The organism is Bradyrhizobium sp. SZCCHNR1015 (genome assembly GCF_032489875.1).
Taxonomy (GTDB): Bacteria; Pseudomonadota; Alphaproteobacteria; order Rhizobiales; family Xanthobacteraceae; genus Bradyrhizobium.
Genome location: NZ_JAUEYW010000001.1, coordinates 648,009 through 664,951, shown reverse-complemented (window position 1 = coordinate 664,951; position 16,943 = coordinate 648,009). Strand labels below are relative to the sequence as shown.

The 16,943-nt window shown below is 65.9% G+C and carries 17 protein-coding genes; 6 read left to right on the top strand and 11 right to left on the bottom strand.

Annotated features, from left to right (window positions below; genetic code table 11):
- Nucleotides 1-32: 32 nt before the first annotated feature.
- On the bottom strand, nt 33-224 hold the full coding sequence (locus tag QX128_RS03065) for a hypothetical protein (RefSeq protein WP_315800282.1): 192 nt from the start codon (nt 222-224) through the stop codon (nt 33-35).
- Nucleotides 225-413: 189 nt separating this feature from the next.
- Entirely contained in the window at nt 414-683 is a 270-nt protein-coding gene (locus QX128_RS03060; RefSeq protein WP_315800444.1) for a sulfur globule protein precursor, read from the bottom strand.
- A gap of 286 nt (nt 684-969) precedes the next feature.
- Between QX128_RS03060 and ndk the strand changes: the two genes are divergently transcribed.
- Nucleotides 970-1,392 (top strand): nucleoside-diphosphate kinase, encoded by a 423-nt coding sequence (gene ndk / locus QX128_RS03055; RefSeq protein ID WP_315712380.1) that lies wholly within the window; start codon nt 970-972, stop codon nt 1,390-1,392.
- 79 nt (nt 1,393-1,471) lie between these two features.
- Nucleotides 1,472-2,329: a TerC family protein gene (locus QX128_RS03050; RefSeq protein ID WP_315800281.1), complete on the top strand. Its 858-nt coding sequence runs from the start codon at nt 1,472-1,474 to the stop codon at nt 2,327-2,329.
- Nucleotides 2,330-2,366: 37 nt separating this feature from the next.
- Here the strand turns inward: QX128_RS03050 and QX128_RS03045 are convergent, their stop codons facing one another.
- Complete coding sequence (locus tag QX128_RS03045; protein ID WP_316180900.1) at nt 2,367-3,452, bottom strand: substrate-binding domain-containing protein; 1,086 nt, start codon at nt 3,450-3,452, stop codon at nt 2,367-2,369.
- Between the two features lie 113 nt (nt 3,453-3,565).
- On the opposite strand from QX128_RS03045, the gene QX128_RS03040 reads away from it, so the two are divergent.
- A complete protein-coding gene (locus QX128_RS03040; protein WP_316215650.1) occupies nt 3,566-5,053 on the top strand; it encodes an aldehyde dehydrogenase family protein in 1,488 nt (495 codons plus the stop codon).
- Nucleotides 5,054-5,118: 65 nt separating this feature from the next.
- Here QX128_RS03040 and QX128_RS03035 read toward each other — a convergent pair whose 3' ends face one another.
- The 4 genes from QX128_RS03035 to QX128_RS03020 form a co-directional block, all read right to left on the bottom strand.
- The gene (locus tag QX128_RS03035; RefSeq protein ID WP_316236632.1) at nt 5,119-5,949 is read right to left on the bottom strand and encodes a molybdenum storage protein subunit alpha; all 831 of its coding nucleotides are present in this window, start codon (nt 5,947-5,949) and stop codon (nt 5,119-5,121) included.
- 13 nt (nt 5,950-5,962) lie between these two features.
- Nucleotides 5,963-6,775, bottom strand: a complete 813-nt coding sequence (locus tag QX128_RS03030) for a uridine kinase (RefSeq protein ID WP_316180895.1) — start codon at nt 6,773-6,775, stop codon at nt 5,963-5,965.
- A 406-nt stretch (nt 6,776-7,181) separates the two neighbouring features.
- Nucleotides 7,182-7,745, bottom strand: a complete 564-nt coding sequence (locus tag QX128_RS03025; RefSeq protein WP_316236631.1) for a DUF2478 domain-containing protein — start codon at nt 7,743-7,745, stop codon at nt 7,182-7,184.
- 78 nt (nt 7,746-7,823) lie between these two features.
- A complete protein-coding gene (locus tag QX128_RS03020) occupies nt 7,824-9,236 on the bottom strand; it encodes an aldehyde dehydrogenase family protein (RefSeq protein WP_316236630.1) in 1,413 nt (470 codons plus the stop codon).
- A gap of 167 nt (nt 9,237-9,403) precedes the next feature.
- Here QX128_RS03020 and QX128_RS03015 point away from each other — a divergent pair, with 167 nt between their 5' ends.
- The gene (locus tag QX128_RS03015; protein WP_316236629.1) at nt 9,404-9,784 is read left to right on the top strand and encodes a hypothetical protein; all 381 of its coding nucleotides are present in this window, start codon (nt 9,404-9,406) and stop codon (nt 9,782-9,784) included.
- A gap of 343 nt (nt 9,785-10,127) precedes the next feature.
- The gene (locus QX128_RS03010; protein WP_315800274.1) at nt 10,128-10,550 is read left to right on the top strand and encodes a globin family protein; all 423 of its coding nucleotides are present in this window, start codon (nt 10,128-10,130) and stop codon (nt 10,548-10,550) included.
- 7 nt (nt 10,551-10,557) lie between these two features.
- Here QX128_RS03010 and ppx read toward each other — a convergent pair whose 3' ends face one another.
- From ppx to QX128_RS02990, 4 genes are all read right to left on the bottom strand, one after another.
- Nucleotides 10,558-12,057, bottom strand: coding sequence for an exopolyphosphatase (ppx, locus tag QX128_RS03005; RefSeq protein ID WP_315800273.1), 1,500 nt, complete (start codon nt 12,055-12,057; stop codon nt 10,558-10,560).
- A gap of 42 nt (nt 12,058-12,099) precedes the next feature.
- A complete protein-coding gene (locus tag QX128_RS03000) occupies nt 12,100-14,295 on the bottom strand; it encodes an RNA degradosome polyphosphate kinase (RefSeq protein WP_316236628.1) in 2,196 nt (731 codons plus the stop codon).
- Nucleotides 14,296-14,420: 125 nt separating this feature from the next.
- On the bottom strand, nt 14,421-15,098 hold the full coding sequence (locus QX128_RS02995) for a DnaA ATPase domain-containing protein (RefSeq protein WP_316236627.1): 678 nt from the start codon (nt 15,096-15,098) through the stop codon (nt 14,421-14,423).
- A 58-nt stretch (nt 15,099-15,156) separates the two neighbouring features.
- Nucleotides 15,157-15,711, bottom strand: coding sequence for a CDP-alcohol phosphatidyltransferase family protein (locus QX128_RS02990; protein ID WP_315800270.1), 555 nt, complete (start codon nt 15,709-15,711; stop codon nt 15,157-15,159).
- A 157-nt stretch (nt 15,712-15,868) separates the two neighbouring features.
- On the opposite strand from QX128_RS02990, the gene purM reads away from it, so the two are divergent.
- The gene (gene purM / locus QX128_RS02985) at nt 15,869-16,942 is read left to right on the top strand and encodes a phosphoribosylformylglycinamidine cyclo-ligase (RefSeq protein WP_315800269.1); all 1,074 of its coding nucleotides are present in this window, start codon (nt 15,869-15,871) and stop codon (nt 16,940-16,942) included.
- Nucleotide 16,943 lies beyond the last annotated feature (1 nt).

Genomic DNA, 16,943 nt, shown 5'->3' with positions numbered 1-16,943 from the left:
CGCGCGGCCAAAGGCAACCGCTTTGTCGCGTCTCAGCGGCCGGATCGGCTCGTCCCGGCCTCGTCGCGCTTGCGCAATTCGTTCATCAGCTCCGCGAGGGGAGCTGGCAGGTGAGAGCCGTCCGGCGGCAGGCTGCGTTGCAGGCGCTCGCCGACCGCCTCGCAGATCGACCGGCTGGTCTTGCGATCGAGCGCGTCGCTGAAATCGGCGGTGCGGCCAGACATGACGGTATTCCACGGGCAGTTGCAGGACGATGCTGTAACAAGTCGTGGCCGCTCGATTTGTTTCCGGCTCCCGACCGGAATACCCCGAAATGAGGTTGAAAGTGCACAAAAAAAGCCCCGGCGTGGGGGAGACGCCGGGGCAATGCGAGTTCGGTGCGGCGGGGGGCGGGTGCCGCGCCGAGGCTCGTATCAATAGCAGCGGTTGATCAACCGCCAGCGCGGTCCCCACGGGGTCGGAACCACGCGGCGCACGTAGCAGCCGCCATAGCCGTAGCTGTAGACCGGGCCGCCGACGAAGAAGCGCGGGCCGTAGAACGGACGGTGCCATCCGCCATAGCCGCCGTGCCAACCGCCCCCATGCCAGCCGCCGTGCCAATGAGCCGAGGCGGCGGTCGGGGCGAGGGCGGCTGCGCCGAGGGCAATTGCGGCCGCCGCGATGAGGGAGAGTTTGCGCAACATGATCGTCTCCTGGATGACAGCGCTGGTGGCGCCGAAATTGTCCGACGGATGAGGCTGGGAGAGGGCGGCCACCGGTCGTGCTGCTGGCTCGTCCCCGCCCGATAGCCACGACCTTAAGGCCCCTGAGCTGAACACGGGTGGCACGGACCCTTCAGACTATGTTCAGAATCGTGAAATTGTCGTAAGGCGTCCCGCCTCCGGCAGGGTCCCGGTCGCTTGCCGTCGGCCGATCGCGTCGATATAAGCCCGCAACTCACCCAAATCCCGCACCTCCAAGGACGACATCATGGCGATTGAGCGCACCTTTTCGATCATCAAGCCCGACGCGACCGAGCGTAATCTCACCGGCGCGATCAACGCGCTGATCGAGAAGGCCGGCCTGCGCATCGTGGCCCAGAAGCGCATCCGCATGACGCGCGATCAGGCCGAGACCTTCTATGCCGTGCACAAGGCGCGGCCGTTCTTCGGCGAACTGGTCGATTTCATGATCTCCGGGCCGGTCGTGGTCCAGGTGCTCGAGGGCGAGGGCGCCATCCTGAAGTACCGCGACGTGATGGGCGCCACCGATCCGTCGAAGGCGGCCGACGGCACCATCCGCAAGCTGCATGCGAAGTCGATCGGCGAGAACTCGGTGCACGGTTCCGACGCGGCCGAAACGGCTGCGATCGAGATCGCGCAGTTCTTCTCCGGCAACGAGATCGTCGGTTGATCGATCCTCGTGCGGCGGAGGGCGCCCTCCGCCGCACGACCGTCGTGTTCTACGCTGAACTTGTCTGAAAGGCCCGGCCGTGAACTGGCTATCGCAACTCGCCGATTCCGCCAGCTTCGGCCACATGCTCGCTCAATTCGAGGCCGACCTGCAGAGCCCGGGCTTCTGGCTCGCGCTCGGCAAGATCGTCTGGATCAACGTGCTGTTGTCGGGCGACAATGCGCTGGTCATCGCGCTCGCCTGCCGCGGCCTGCACGGCAAGCATCGCTTTTGGGGCATGGTCGCCGGCTCCGGCATTGCCGTCGCGCTGCGCATCGCCTTTACCGGCATCGTCGCCACCCTGATGGCGTTGCCGTACCTGAAGCTGGTCGGTGGGCTGGCGCTGCTCGTGATCGCTGCCAAGCTGCTGGTGCCCGAAGACGAGAACGACGAGATCGCCGCCGGCACGACGCTGTGGCATGCGGTCCGCATCGTCGCGCTCGCCGACCTCGTGATGAGCCTCGACAACGTGATCGCGGTGGCTGCGGCCGCGAACGGCCAGGCGTCGCTGCTGATCATCGGCCTCGCCATGAGCATCCCGCTGATCATCGCGGGTGCCGCGCTGATCATGCTGGTGCTCGATCGCTTCCCGCTGCTGGTCTGGCTCGGCGCGATGCTGCTCGGCTGGGTGGCCGGCGAGGTGATCGCGACCGATCCCGCGATCGAGCCGATGCTGCACCATCTGCTCGACGGCACCGTCGTCATCAACATCGAGGCGACCTCGGCGCTGCTCGCCGGCAAGACCACTCTCGCGAGCCATGTCGATGTCATGGAGACGCTGATGTCGCTGATCGGCGCCGGCGTGGTGCTGCTCGCCGGCTCGATCTGGCGTGGCCGCGCGCTGCAGCGTCAGGGCCAGCTGGAGCCGGTGCCGGCGCGGGGCGTCGATCTGCCGTAGCGGTCGTCTGCGCCAGCGGATCCGACCGCACGCGCCGTCAGGCTTCGGCGTCCAGCCGATCGAGGAACTCGCGCACGGTGTGAACCGAGCCCGTGTCGGCCGGCTGATAGCCGGGCAGGGCGGCGATGGCGCAATGGAAGTCGTCGCCCTTCATCACATCGAGGATGCGCCGCATCGGATCGCTCTCGAGAAACGACTGATGGCAGGCGAAGAAGTAGTCCTCGGTCAGGATACGGATGAAGTCCAGCCCGAACTGCCGCGCAGCCGCCTCGACGCCGAAGCAGGCGTCGGCCATGTCGCTCGCGACATAGGCCGCGACGGCAGCGTGGGTGAACTCGATCTGCTGCGCGCCATTGATGCGCGCCTCGTCCAATCCGTGCGAAGCGAGCAATTGATCGAACAGCAGGCGGGTGCCTGAATCATGATCGCGGTTGACGAAGCGAATCTTGCCATCCGCGATGTCCGCCAATGATCGGATCGACAGCGGATTGCCGCGCTTGACCATCAATCCCATCTCGCGGGTCACGAAGCTGATGACGCAGTCCTGCCGGGGATCGAGCCAATCCCGGCAAGCCTGGATGCTCTGTGCGCGCAGTTCGCCGCGCGGCAAATGCAGACCGGACAGGTCGCAGGCGCCTTGCGCGAGCGACACCAGCGAATGCTGGCTGCTGACATAGCGCAGATCGACGCCGACGCCCGGCTCGCGATCGAGCAGCTCGCGCAACTTGGCGACGGCGAAGCCGTGGCTTGCATGCACGCGGATTACGGTGGGATGCGGCTGCAGGAACGGCTTGATCTCGGTCACCAGCTCCTGCGCCAGATTGTCGAGCTGCGGGCCGAGACGGGCCTGCATGCGCTCGCCGGCCCAGACCAGCTTGTCGCCGAACGCCGTGAGCTTCGATCCTTTGCCGCGCTGGGTCTCCACCAGCGGCACGCCGAAGAATGCGGACCATTGCTCGATCAGATTCCAGACATGACGATAGGAGAGGTGCGCGTCATGGGCCGCGCTGGTGATCTTGCCGGTTTTCCTGATTTCGCTGAGCACGCTGAGCATCACGACGATGCTTTGCGGTCCGTCATCCCAGTGGAAGCGCCAGACGGGTTCGATCGCGATGCGCAGCATCGGACCTGCTTGTGAAGTCGGCTTCATATGATGGCCCGCCATAGGCAACAGATATCATATTTACGAACTCATATTTGCTCCTACGCTGGCATACAAGAAGCGGAGGAAATATGATGTCCATTGCATATGACTACGAACGCGGCTCCAGCGCGTCGCGCTATCTGGCGAAGCCGCTGCAGCTCCTGGTCGACGGCCGGCACGTTCCCTCCGTCTCGGGGCGCTCGTTCGTGTCGTTCAATCCTGCCACCGAGCAGCCGATCGCGACGATCGCCGAGGGCAACGCCGAGGATGTCGACCGTGCCGTCGCAGCGGCGCGGCGTGCTTTCGAAGGGCCGTGGCGCACGATGCGCGCAGCGGAGCGTGGCGCGATCCTGCTGAGATGGGCGCAGCTGCTGCGTGATCATGCCGACGAGATCGTCGAGCTCGAAAGCCTCGATGCCGGCAAGCCGGTTGCGGCCGTGCTGCGCCAGGATCTGCCCGCAGCGATCGATACACTCACATATTACGCCGGCTGGGCCGACAAGATCAGCGGTGAGGTCGTGTCCACGCGCGACGATGCCCTGACCTACACGGTGCGCGAGCCCGTCGGCGTCGTCGCTGCGATCGTGCCGTGGAACTTCCCGCTGATGATCGGGATGTGGAAGCTCGCGCCGGCGCTGGCCTGCGGCTGCACCGTCGTGATGAAGCCCGCCGAGCTGACCTCGCTGTCGGCGCTGCGGATCGGCGATCTCGCGCTCGAAGCCGGTCTGCCGCCCGGCGTTCTCAACATCGTGACCGGTCCCGGGCGCACGGTCGGCGAGGCGCTGGTCAATCATCCCGATGTCGACAAGGTTACGTTCACCGGCTCGCCCGGCGTCGGCCGCGGCATCATGAAGGGCGCGGCCGGCAACTTCAAACGGGTGTCGCTTGAGCTCGGCGGCAAGTCTGCCAACGTCATCTTCGATGATGCGAACATCGAGGCGGCCGCGAAGGCCGCGGCCAGCGGCATCTTCTTCAACACGGGGCAGGTGTGCTCGGCCGGCTCGCGCGTGCTGGTGCAGGAGCGTGTCTATGACGAGGTTGTCGAGCGCCTGACCGAGCGGGCGAGGGGCTTACGGATCGGCGATCCGCTCGATCGTGCCACCTCGCTCGGACCCGTCATCTCCGAGCGGCAGATGAAGACGATCCTCGACTATGTCGAGATCGGCCGCAACGAGGGCGCTTCGCTGGTGACCGGCGGGGCGCGTGCCGCACCGCGTGGCTACTTCGTCAGCCCCGCCGTATTCGCCGGCGTCACGCACGAGATGCGGATCTCCCAGGAGGAGATTTTCGGACCGGTCGTCAGCGTGATCAAGTTCAGGGACGAGGCCGACGCGCTGCGCATGGCCAACGGCACCGCCTACAGCCTGGCCGCCGGCGTCTGGAGCCGCGACATCGGCCGCGTCCAGCGCCTCGCTAAGCGGCTGCGCGCGGGCACGGTGTGGATCAACACCTATGGCTACACCGATGTGCGGTTGCCGTGGGGTGGCGATCGCGACTCGGGACTGGGCCGCGAGCATGGCACGGCCGCTCTGGACAATTTCACAGAGCCGAAGGCCGTCTGGATGAATCTTGCGGTGTGAGCCAGGCGTCGGTTGACGCGGACGGCCGCCATTCGCATCGGCGGCCGTCTGCGCGATCCAACGGATCAGTCGGCCTTGGTGCCGGTCGTGATGATCGAGCCGACATGGTGGCCACGCAGCGCCGCCGTCAGCCGTCCCGGCACCAGGCCGTTGACGACCTGGACCTGCGAGATGTGGCGTGCGTTGGCCATCACCTCGAGCAGTGTGCGGTCGAACGGCAGCGTGCCGTCCTGCTTGGCCAACGCATCGAAGCTGGTCTGACCCAGCAGTTTTGCTTTTGCCGCGTCCGGTCCGTTCGGGTCGACCGTGTAGACGCCATCGACGTCCTCGACGATCGTCAGTCCCGCGGCGCCGAGCGCATCGGCGATCAGGAAGGCGCCGGTGTCGGCCCGATGCGTCGGAATGCGCGAGGTCGGGAATTCGTGGTGGTGATAGGGCGGGAAGGCACTGCCGACCACTGCGCGTGCCGCGGTGAGATGAATCGCGAGTTGGTTGGCGATCGTCGGATGCTCGATGTAGGACACGCCTTCGCAGGCCAGCAGCGCCGCCAGGATGTGGCCGTTCTGGCCGGCCTCGCTGGCGGCGAGCGGTGCGAGCGAGCCGACCGGCAGGCCGAGATCGAGGCCGACGCCGTAGAGATGTCGGGCGCGGATACCTGCGCCGGTGAGGATCAGCAGCCGGTGCTCCGGCAGCAGCTTCCTGATCTCCTCGACCAGCGGCAGGATTGCCTCGGCGCCGCGGTCCATGATCGCGCGGCCGCCGATCTTGACGACCTGCAGCCAGGGCAGCAGCGCGATCGGGCGTTTGCCGGCGACAGGACGGGTGAGCTTGTCGTCGAGCAGCGTCTGGCGCGCGAGCGGCGAGGCGACGTGCTTGATGGTGTTGGTGTCAGCCATGGCGGTGGGGCCCTCAGCTCGCGGTGATGATGGTGCCGACATGCTCGCCGGCGAGCGCACGGGTCAGATTGCCGGGCACGAGTCCGTTGACGATCTGGACCTCGCGGACGTGTCGCGAGGCTTCGAGCAGGTCGAGCATCGGGAACTCCAGGATGGAGTCCGCCAGACCCTTGGCCTTCATCTCGGGCACCGAGATCTTGGGAATGAAGGTGGCATTCTTTTCGGTCTTCGGATTGGCGGTGTAGAGGCCGTTCTCGTCCTTCACGTAGATCATCGCCTTGCAGCCGAACTGCTCGGCGACCAGGAAGCAGCCGGCGTCGGTGCGGTAGGGCGGGATGACACCATCGGCCGAAGGGCGCATCCACAGGCCGTAGGGCGGCATGCCGCTGAAGACGACCGCGTTGACCTCGGCGAGATAGAGCGGCACGGCGGAAAGACCCGCGCCTTCCACCGCCGAGATGCCGTGCTTGGCGAGCAACTGGCCCAGCATTGCCGCGTTCTGGTCGGCAACGGAGGCGCCGAGCTGCGACAGCACGCCGGCCGGCAGATTCAGTCCGGCGGCGATCGAATAGAGGTGGCGCGCGCGGGTGCCGGCACCGGTCCCGATCAGCATCTTGTGCGCCTTGCGGGCGGCGACGATCTCCTCGACCAGCGGATAGACGGCGGCACGGCCGCGATCGATCATGCTCTGGCCGCCGATCTTGATCACGGTGGCGTCGGGAAGGATGCGGAAGTCAGCCGCCGTTTCCGCCGCCGCAATCAACTGGGCGTCGGTGAGCGAGCGCTGCATCAGAAGCTGCTCGAGCCCGGCCGTCGTGGTTGCCATTGAAAAACGTTCCTTTCCTCGTGGATGTCCGGCCGGCGTGCCGGATTGGCTGCGCCGTCCACCCGCTCCTGACCGTTTCCCTGAGATGTCCTGGCAGCCGGCTCAATGGCCGGCTATCGATCGCATATTGCCCGTGGAATACACGACCGTTCGTGGCCCCGACAATCGTCTGCGGAGCAGGTTGGCCCACGCTGTCATGCGCGAATATCGATCGCGCCGATCCCGCGGGTCCATCCAGTCAGAGAAAATCCCTTGGTATTTCAATTAGCTATATCGAGAATCATATAGCTTCACCCGAGCGGTTTGCAGGGTTTCCGACAATGCACAAAGTTTCGGCATAATCGCGCCGACTGCGGCCTGGCTCGATTGATCGCAGCGCCAGGTTGCCGGTGAACGGCAGCCGCGATCATTTGAGAAGCTCGCAGATCGTGGGTCGATTCTTGTCGAATACGGCGCAGCGCCGCGACACGCTCCACCACCACTGGTCCAGCGCGCGACGCGTGCAGGGCAGCCTCACGCTCATGCCCTGCGCGAAATTGATCCACTCGGCGAACCTGAAGCAGGGGACGGCGATCAGGACAGGGACATCCGCGGCCAGTGCCTGCTCGATCAGATAGGTCAGGCCTCCGCCTTCGCTTTCCTGGCGGCCGAAGCGGTTGACGATGAGAAGATCGGCGCCCTCGCTCAGCGTCCCCGCCACTGCTGAGCCCGCCTGCAGCAATTGGCCGACGTCGAGGCGGCAGCCGCCGGCTTGGCGCCCAAGCCGCTGCAGCAGAGAAATCTCGACACCGCTGTGCACCAGCGTCGCCGCGATCTCGTGCGCGTCGAGAGAGCGCTGGACACGCTGCACCAGTCCGACGGCACGAACGCCGCGAGCCCGAAGACGGTCTGCGAACTCTCGTAACAGCTGATCCGGCTCGTCGCCCTGATCATACACCAGGGCAGCGAGGTCGCATTCGGCGTCGAACATCACGCGCTCCGGAGTGAAAATGACGGTGGACCCGTTTGCGGGAAGGCCGCGGACAACTGTCCGCGGCCTTCATGTGGCTCAGGCCGTGAGGCCCGGTCCGTTGATGATCTGCAACTGGGTGAACTCGGCGAGGCCTTCCTCGGCGAACTCGGTGCCGATGCCCGATTGCTTGGCGCCGCCGAACGGGATGTGCGGCGCCATGTCCAGGTGCTTGTTGATCCACACCGTGCCGGCCTCGATCTGGGTGGCGATCTCATGCGCGCGTTTCGGATCGGACGACCAGACCGATGCGCCCAGGCCGTAGCTGGTGCCGTTGGCGCGGCGGATGACGTCGCTCGAGTCGGAGTATTTGATCACCGGCAGCACCGGTCCGAATTGCTCCTCGTCGACCAGCTTCGAGCCTTCCTTGATGTCGCGCACGATCGTCGGCTCGATGAAGTAGCCGGGACGATCCATCGCAGCACCTCCGGCGATGACCTTGCCGTTCTTGTGCGCGTCGTCGAGGAACGCCTTCACTTTCTCGTATTGCATCCTGTTCTGCAGCGGCCCGAGCTTGGTGCCCTGTTTGGAGCCGTCGTCGACCACGGTGTTCTTGGCGATCGCGACCAGCTCGTTGCAGATGTCATCATAGACGCTCTCGTGCACGTAGAGCCGCTTGATCGCTAGGCAGACCTGCCCGGAGTTCTGGAAGGCGCCCTCGAAGATACCGGGCGCGACGGTCTTCGGATCGACGTCGTCGAGCACGATGCCGGCGTCGTTGCCGCCGAGTTCGAGCGTGATCCGCTTCAAGGTCTGCGCGGCACTGGCCATCACCTTCTGTCCCGTCGCGGTCGAGCCGGTGAACGAGATCTTGCGGATGTCCGGATGCCCGGTCATGCGGTCGCCGAGATCGTTGGCGTCGGTGATCACGTTGAGCACGCCGGCCGGCAGCACGTCCTTGACCAGCTCGGCGAATTTCAGGGTCGAGAGCGGCGTGGTCGGGGCCGGCTTGACCATCAGCGTGTTGCCGGCGAGCAGGGCAGGCGGCAGCTTGAAGCCCAGGATCAGCAGCGGATAGTTCCAGGGAATGATGGCGCCGACCACCCCGAGTGGACGGCGATAGGCTTCGACCTGGCGGTCGCCCGAACTCTCGATCACGCGCATCGGCAGCTCGAGCGTCGCGAGATAGCGGAAGAACGCGGCCATGCCGAGCACCTCGCCGGTGGCGTCGGTGAGCGGCTTGCCCTGTTCGCTGGTCAGGATCCGGGCCAACTCGCCCGAATTGGCTTCGATGATGTCGGCCATCTTGCCAATGAGCCGGCGACGCTCCTCGATCGCAGTCGCGGCCCAGGCGGGGAAGGCCGCCTTGGCGGCGGCGACCGCCTGGTCGAGCTGGGTTTCGGAGGCCCGCGGACACTGCGCGAGCACCTCCTCGGTCGCCGGATTGATCACCGGCATGATCGCGGCGCCCGGCACCAGCGTGCCGCCGATCAAGAGATGATAGTCGCTCATCGGCATGACTCTCCCTGCAAGATGTGGCACTTCGGCCACGTTATATCTGACGCTATATCACGATGAATACAGCAACGCCACCGCGGCATTTCCGCTGCCGCGCTGGACGCGATGGCATTTTTCGCTATAGTCATACGGAAATAACGGTGAATTGATGTGGAGCCATCATGGAGCTGCGGGCTAAGGCGCTGACGGTCTGTGAGGTCGTCGACGACGGTGAGACGATCTCGCTCGGGTTCGAGGACGCGGCCGGCAATGCGGCGGCGCTCAGCCTCTCGGTCAGCCAGGCCGGCGCGTTGGTCATGACGCTGCCCGGCCTCCTCGAGCTGGCGCTGCGTACGCGTTATGGCGACCAGTCACTGCGCTACGCCTATCCGCTGGCGTCCTGGACCATCGAGCAGTCGACGGATTCGACGAAGCGCATCATCACGCTCGCAACGCCCGACGGCTTCAGCGTCCGGTTCGCGATTCCCGACGATCAGCAGAACGTGCTCGGCGAGGCGCTGCTGATGCGATACCCGTCGGCACCGGCGATCCGGCCGAACTGATCGCGCGGGGACCGATCCGAACGTTGGTCAGGCCAGGGATTTCCTGCCTGTTTCGAGGGCGGCGGCCGGCGCGTCGGCGTCCTCCGATGCCCTGCGAGAAGCACGATGGCCGTCATATGTGTTGCCGTTACCGTCTCCGATCATTGGGTCGGTCAGCAACCGTCGCGGCCGGATCACAAGCCGCTCCACAATGCTGCGGCACGGTGCCGCGCCTTTGACAAGTACCTCAGGGCGCGATCGTCTGTTTCTTATAATCTTGAACCCGTTCGCGCCGCCGCGACACCACCACGTCGAGCTCCGCTGGTCGGGCCCTGATTGGAATTGTTTCGAATTGGACTTGCGCATGTTGACTGCTGATGAGATCGTGCACGTCAGGTCGTCGTTCGACTTGGTATTTGCCAATGCTACACAGATGACGACGACGTTCTATGACCGCATCTTCGAGCTCGCGCCGGAATGTCGGACGATGTTTCCCGCCGACATGGACGTGCTGAAACGGGACTTCATCGCGACCCTGGCGGTCCTCGTCGGCAGCCTCGATCAGACGACTGGTCTGTTGTCCAGCACCGACATCCTCGGCCGCAATCATGCGCGCTATGGCGTCAGGCCGGAGCACTATCCGGTGGTCGGCGAAGCGCTGCTGTGGACCCTCGCCAAGGGACTTGGTCCGCAATGGAATGATGAGGTCGAGCAGGCCTGGCGCAAGGTCTACGGCATCATCGCCCAGCGCATGATCGCCATCTCGGCCCGCGCGCGGCGGCCCTGATCATGATCTAGCTGCGCACGATCGAGCCGGAGCGGCCGACGAGACGCGCGAGCTGCTTGAAGCGTCCGCCGACGCGGTCGGCGACGAGGTCGACCATCTGGTGCTCGAACACCAGCATCAGCTTGCGGTCCTGGGTGCGGAAATGCGTCGCGGGCAGCACGCCGGGCCGCGCCGCCGAGATCAGATGCGCGACGCGAAACGCGGTGCCGAGCAGGCGCGCACGATCGATCTGAGCCGGGCTCAGCTGCTCGGTGAGGGCAGGCGGCTTCGCCTCGTTGCCCAATCCCTCGTAGCGGAAGAACACCGACAGCGCGGCGAAGATGCGGCCCTCATGGCTGATCGAGCCGAAATTGCCGTTGAGAATGATGCCGTAGGTCTGCTCGCCGCGATGGTCCGGATGCATGCGCCAGCCGATGTCGGACAACAGGCAGGCCGCGTGCCGCAGCCGGCGCTCGTCCTCGGTCTCGCGGATGTGCATCACGCGGAACAGGCGGTCGGTCCAGTCGATCAGCTCGCGGGCATGCTGGGCCGAGCGCGACAACAGCTCGTTGAGGCCCTGCGCCGCGCAGAGCAGCCCGTCCTTGGCGCGCTCGGCGTCGGGAAGCTTGGAGTAGAGCAGGCCCTCGCGCACGCCGAAGGTCGAGAACACGACGGTCGTCGGCCTGGCGACGCGGATGATGTGCTCGAGCACCAGCGCGGCATAGGCGAGCAGCGGGCGCCGCGCCTCGGCGATCGCTTCGATGTCGGCCAGCATGTCGGCGGCGACGAGACGGCGCAGCCGGCGCACGAAGGCCAGCGCGTCGGCCGCCGGGATCGCATAGCCGTGCATCACCCCGAGCGGATAGCCGCTCTGGATGATGTGGATGCGCGCCAGCGCGCGCCAGGTGCCGCCGACCGCGTAGAAGGTGCGGCCCTCGCCGGCCAGCAGCTGCGGCAGGTCGGTCAGCGCCTCGCTCGCGATGCGCTGCGCCTTCTTCAGCGATTTCTCGGCAAGATCCTGCAGCGCCAGGCTGCCGAGCGGCAGGGTGACGCCGCTGCGGACCTGGTGCCCGCGCACGTCGATCAGCTCGAGTGAGCCGCCGCCGAGATCACCGACGATGCCGTCGGGCTTGTGAATGCCGGAGATGACGCCGAGCGCCGAATAGCGCGCCTCTTCGGCGCCGGTGAGGATCTGGATCGGGGCGCCGCAGATCTTCTCGGCCTTGGCGATGAAATCGGGGCCGTTCGAAGCATCCCGGCAGGCGGCGGTCGCAATGGCATGAACCTGCCCCACCCGCTGCACCTTGCACAGCGCACGGAAGCGCTTAAGCGCGGTCAGCGCCTTGTCGACGGCATCAGATGCGAGAAGGCCGGTGGTCTGGACCTCGCGACCGAGCCCACACAGCGCCTTCTCGTTGAACACGGTGACGAGACTGCGTTCCATCGCCTGGTAGACGACGAGACGGACCGAATTGGAGCCGATGTCGATGACACCGACGCTCGTGGCCCTCGTGCGGGGCGGCTTCACCACGGCATGTCCCGGCGCAGAAGGCCCCGGTGCAGACAGCCCCTATGAAGGAGAGCGTTCATTCCGGCGCGTGAGCCGGCGCGGCGATGATTCCTTGAGCGACTTTCCACGGCCGGACAGACTCGGATTCGTCATGAAGTAATTGTGCAGGTTGAACGGCTCCTCGCCCTTCGCGGCCTTCATACGCGTTGACGACCCATCCGGCAACAATTGCCAGCTCTGCTCGGTATCCTTCAGGTTCGCGACCATGATCTGTTCCAGGACCTGCTGATGCACGGTGGGGTTCTGAAGCGGGCACAGCACCTCGACGCGGCGGTCGAGATTGCGCGGCATCATGTCGGCCGAGGAGATGTAGACGGCGGCCTTGGCGCTCGGCAGGCCCTGACCCATACCAAAGCAGTAGATGCGGCCGTGCTCGAGGAAGCGGCCGATCACCGATTTGACGCGAATGTTCTCCGACAGTCCGGGGAGGCCGGGACGCAGGCAGCAGATGCCGCGCACGATCAGCTCGATCGCCACGCCGGCTTGCGAGGCCTCGTACAGCGCGTCGATGATGTCGGGATCGACCAGCGAGTTCATCTTCATCCAGATCACGGCCGGCTTGCCCTGGCGGGCGAAGCTGGTCTCGCCGTGGATGTGCTCGATGATGCGCTTGCGAAGCGTGAGCGGCGACACCGCCATCTTCTCGATGTCGATCGGCTCGGCATAGCCAGTGATGTAGTTGAACACCCGCGTGACGTCGCGGCCGATCACCGGGTCCGACGTGAAGTAGGACAGGTCGGTGTAGATGCGCGCCGTCACCGGATGATAGTTGCCGGTGCCGGTGTGGACATAGGTGGTGAGGCTGCCGCCCTCGCGGCGCACGACCATCGACAGCTTGGCATGCGTCTTCAGCTCCAGGAAGCCGTACACCACCTGTACGCCCGCGCGCTCCAGGTCGCGGGCCCAGCGGATGTTGGCCTCCTCGTCGAAACGCGCCTTGAGCTCGACCAGCGCCGTCACCGACTTGCCGGCCTCGGCGGCCTCCACCAGCGTGCGGACGATCGGCGAGTTGTTGGAGGTCCGGTACAGCGTCTGCTTGATCGCAACGACGTCGGGATCGCGCGCCGCCTGCTGCAGGAACTGCACGACGACGTCGAACGACTCGTAAGGGTGATGGACGATCAGGTCCTTCTGCCGGATGGCGGCGAAGATGTCGCCGCCATGGTCGCGGACACGCTCGGGATGGCGCGGCACGTAGGGCGCGAATTCGAGGTCGGGCCGGTCGACCCGCGTCAGTTGCGACAGCTCGTTCATCGCCAGCACGCCGTCGACGACGAACACCTCGTCATCCGTCGTGGACAGCGCATTCTGCACGAAGCGGCGCAGCTCCTCCGGCATGTTGGCCTCGATCTCGAGCCGGATCACCGAGCCGCGGCGCCGCCGCTTCAGCGCCGTCTCGAACAGCCGCACCAGGTCTTCGGCCTCTTCCTCGATCTCGATCTCGCTGTCGCGGATGATCCGGAAGGCGCCCTGGCCCTTCACGGTGTAGCCCGGAAACAGCCGGCCGATGAACAGTCCGGTCGCCTGCTCGAGGGTGATCAGGCGGATCACGCCATCCTTGGAGCCGGGGAAGCGGATGAAGCGATCGATCTTGCCGGGCATGCGAATGAGGGCGTTCATCGGACGCCCGTCGGCGGAGCGGATCAGCTGCAGCGCCACGGTGAAGCCGAGGCTCGGGATGAACGGGAATGGATGCGCCGGATCGATCGCGAGTGGCGTCAGCAGCGGGAAGATGTTGGCGAGGAAATGGTCCTCGATCCAGGCGCGCTCGCTCCTGGTGACGTCCTGACCGTCGACCAGCACGATGCCGAGCTCGCCGAGAAACTTGCGCAGGTCGCGCCAGATCGCCTGCTGGTCGATGGCGAGCTGCGACACCGTCTCGTTGATCAGCTTCAGCTGCTCGGTCGGCGTCAGCCCGTCGGGGCTGCGCTCGGCAATGCCCTCGCGGACCTGGGCGCGGATGCCGGCGACGCGCACCATGAAGAATTCATCAAGGTTGTTGGCGGAAATCGACAGGAAGCGCACCCGCTCCAGGGCGGGATGGCGCGGATTGACCGATTCCTCCAGAACGCGGCGGTTGAAGTGAAGCCAGGACAGCTCCCGATTGATGAATCGCTCGGGGCTCGAGGCAATCTCGATGGACGGCGCCGAGACCGGTGCTTTCTCTGAAATTTCAGTAACTTGCTCGGTATCCATAGGGAATTCGATCCATATCCGTCCAGTCGCGAATGGTCGACCGTAGCCCAATCTGGGTGACCAGGGGATGACGTTGCCGGCACCATTGAGGTTCCGTCATCAACCGCCGTCAAGATGGCCGCCGGTCACGCCGGGCGGAGCAGCTCCGCCGCCAGCGCCCGGGTGACGGGGCGTCCGAGCCGCAGCGACTCGTTGTCCAGCAGCGCAATGGTCTGGCGTGCCGCCGCATAGGACCGCTCGATGTGGCTGGCGAGATAGCTGACCACGGTTTCGTCGATCGCCAGCTGCCGGTCGGCGGCCAGCTTGACGATCAGGGCCCGGAACAGCTGGTCGTCGGGCGGCAGCAGCGTGACCACCGGGACGGCACGCAGCCGCGACCTCAGATCGGCCAGGGCGATTGGCAGGGCCGCCGGGGCCTCGCGCGCCGTGATCAGCACGAAGGCCTCGTCCTGGCGGGCCAGGTTCAGCAGGTGAAACAGCGCCCGCTCGTCGAGACCGGTGGCGGTCAGATCCTCCAGCACCAGCGCGCCGGTGGTGAGCGCCCCGGGGACCACGCCTACCTCAAGGGCATGCGCGGACAGCGATCGGGCGCCTGCCTGCTCGGCCCAGATCGCGGCGAGGTGGCTCTTGCCGGAGCCGTCGGGGCCGACCAGGAACATGGTCCGCGCCGGCCATTCCGGCCAGGCGTCGACCAGAGCGAGCCCAGCCGCGTTGCCTGGACCTTCGAAGAAATTGTCCCGCGTCAGGCTCTCCGCATGCGGCAGCGCGAAGGCCAGCTGACGAGGGGGGATATGGCCGGCCAAGATCGAATTGCTCCATATCGTGTGGTGCGTGAGGTCAGGACGGGCCCTCCGCGGAGGATCACCGGACCTCGATGGTGCTCATGTGGCGCACCCAGTCGACGAGATACAGCCCGACCGACACGAGGGTAAAGACGGTGACCAGCACCATCAGCACCACATCGTAGGGCCTGGGCTCGAAGCCGAAGCTGAGCGAGGCCAGCACGAGCGCCGCGAATCCCACCTGGGCGACCGTGTTCAGCTTGGACACCATCAATGGCTTCATCGCGACCGGTCGGTCGAACAGCCAGGACACGATCACCGCCGAGACGATCATGATGTCGCGCGAGACCACCAGGATGACGATCCAGCGCGGGATCGCGCCCCAGATGCCAAGCGTGACGAAGATCGAGACCAGCAGCGCCTTGTCGGCGAGAGGATCGAGCAGCGCTCCCAGCTCGGACCGCAGGTTGAAGCGCTTGGCCAGGAAGCCGTCCACGGCGTCGCTCACCCCCGCGACCACGAAGACCAGAAACGCGATCTCCATCTGGCCGGCCGCAATGGCCCAGACGACGATCGGAACCAGCAGGATTCGACCCAGCGTGATCAGATTGGGGATACTGTGGGGAATGGTCACGCAGCGGGTCCCGACGACGACTCGATCAAAAGACAACCCGATTCCGAAACAGGGCGAACCGGTACGGTTCCTAGATAGTGTGGGGACGAGCCCCTTGCGAGCCATTGCGCGCGGCCGGATTCCGACGTAACCAGCGGCCAGATTGGGGGTTTTTACCATGACCGAGCGCAAGAACGGGCTCACTTATGCAGATTCGGGCGTCGATATCGATGCCGGAAACCGTCTGGTCGATCTGATCAAGCCCATGGTGCGCGCAACCGCCCGCGCCGGCGCGGATGCCGAGATCGGCGGCTTTGGCGGCCTGTTCGACCTCAAGGCCGCTGGATTCAAGGATCCGGTGCTGGTCGCGGCGACCGACGGCGTCGGCACCAAGGTGAAGATCGCGATCGAGACCGGGCTGCATGGCGGCATCGGCATCGACCTGGTCGCCATGTCGGTCAACGATCTCGTCGTGCAGGGCGCCGAGCCGCTGTTCTTCCTCGACTACTTTGCGTGCGGCAAGCTCGACCCGGAGGCGACGGCGTCGATCGTGGCCGGTATCGCCGAAGGCTGCCGGGAATCCGGCTGCGCGCTGATCGGCGGTGAGACCGCGGAAATGCCGGGCCTCTACAAGGACGGCGACTACGATCTTGCCGGTTTCGCGGTCGGCGCGGCGGAACGTGGCACGCTGCTGCCGTCTCCCGACATCGCGGCCGGTGACGTGGTGCTGGGGCTCGCATCCTCCGGCGTCCACTCCAACGGCTATTCGCTGGTGCGCAAGATCGTCGCCCAGTCCGGCCTCGGCTTCGATGCGCCGGCGCCGTTCGCGCCGGTCCTGACTCTCGGCGCGGCGCTGCTGACGCCGACCCGCCTCTATGTGAAATCATGCCTTCGCGCCATCCGCGAGACCGGTGCGGTGAAGGGGCTCGCACACATCACGGGCGGCGGCTTCACCGACAACATTCCACGCGTGCTGCCGAAGCATCTCGGCGTCTCGATCGACCTGACGGGCCTGCCGGTGCTGCCGGTCTTCAAATGGCTGGCGGAGCAGGGCGGCATTGCCGAGCGCGAGCTCTTGCGCACCTTCAATTGCGGGATCGGCATGATCGCGATCGTCAAGGCCGAGGCCGTCGATGCCGTCATCGAGGTGTTCACCGCGAATGGCGAGCACGTCGCGCGGCTCGGCGAGGTCGTTGCTGCGACAGGCGACGAGCGGGTGATCTACACCGGCGCCCTCGATCTGGCTCTGTGAG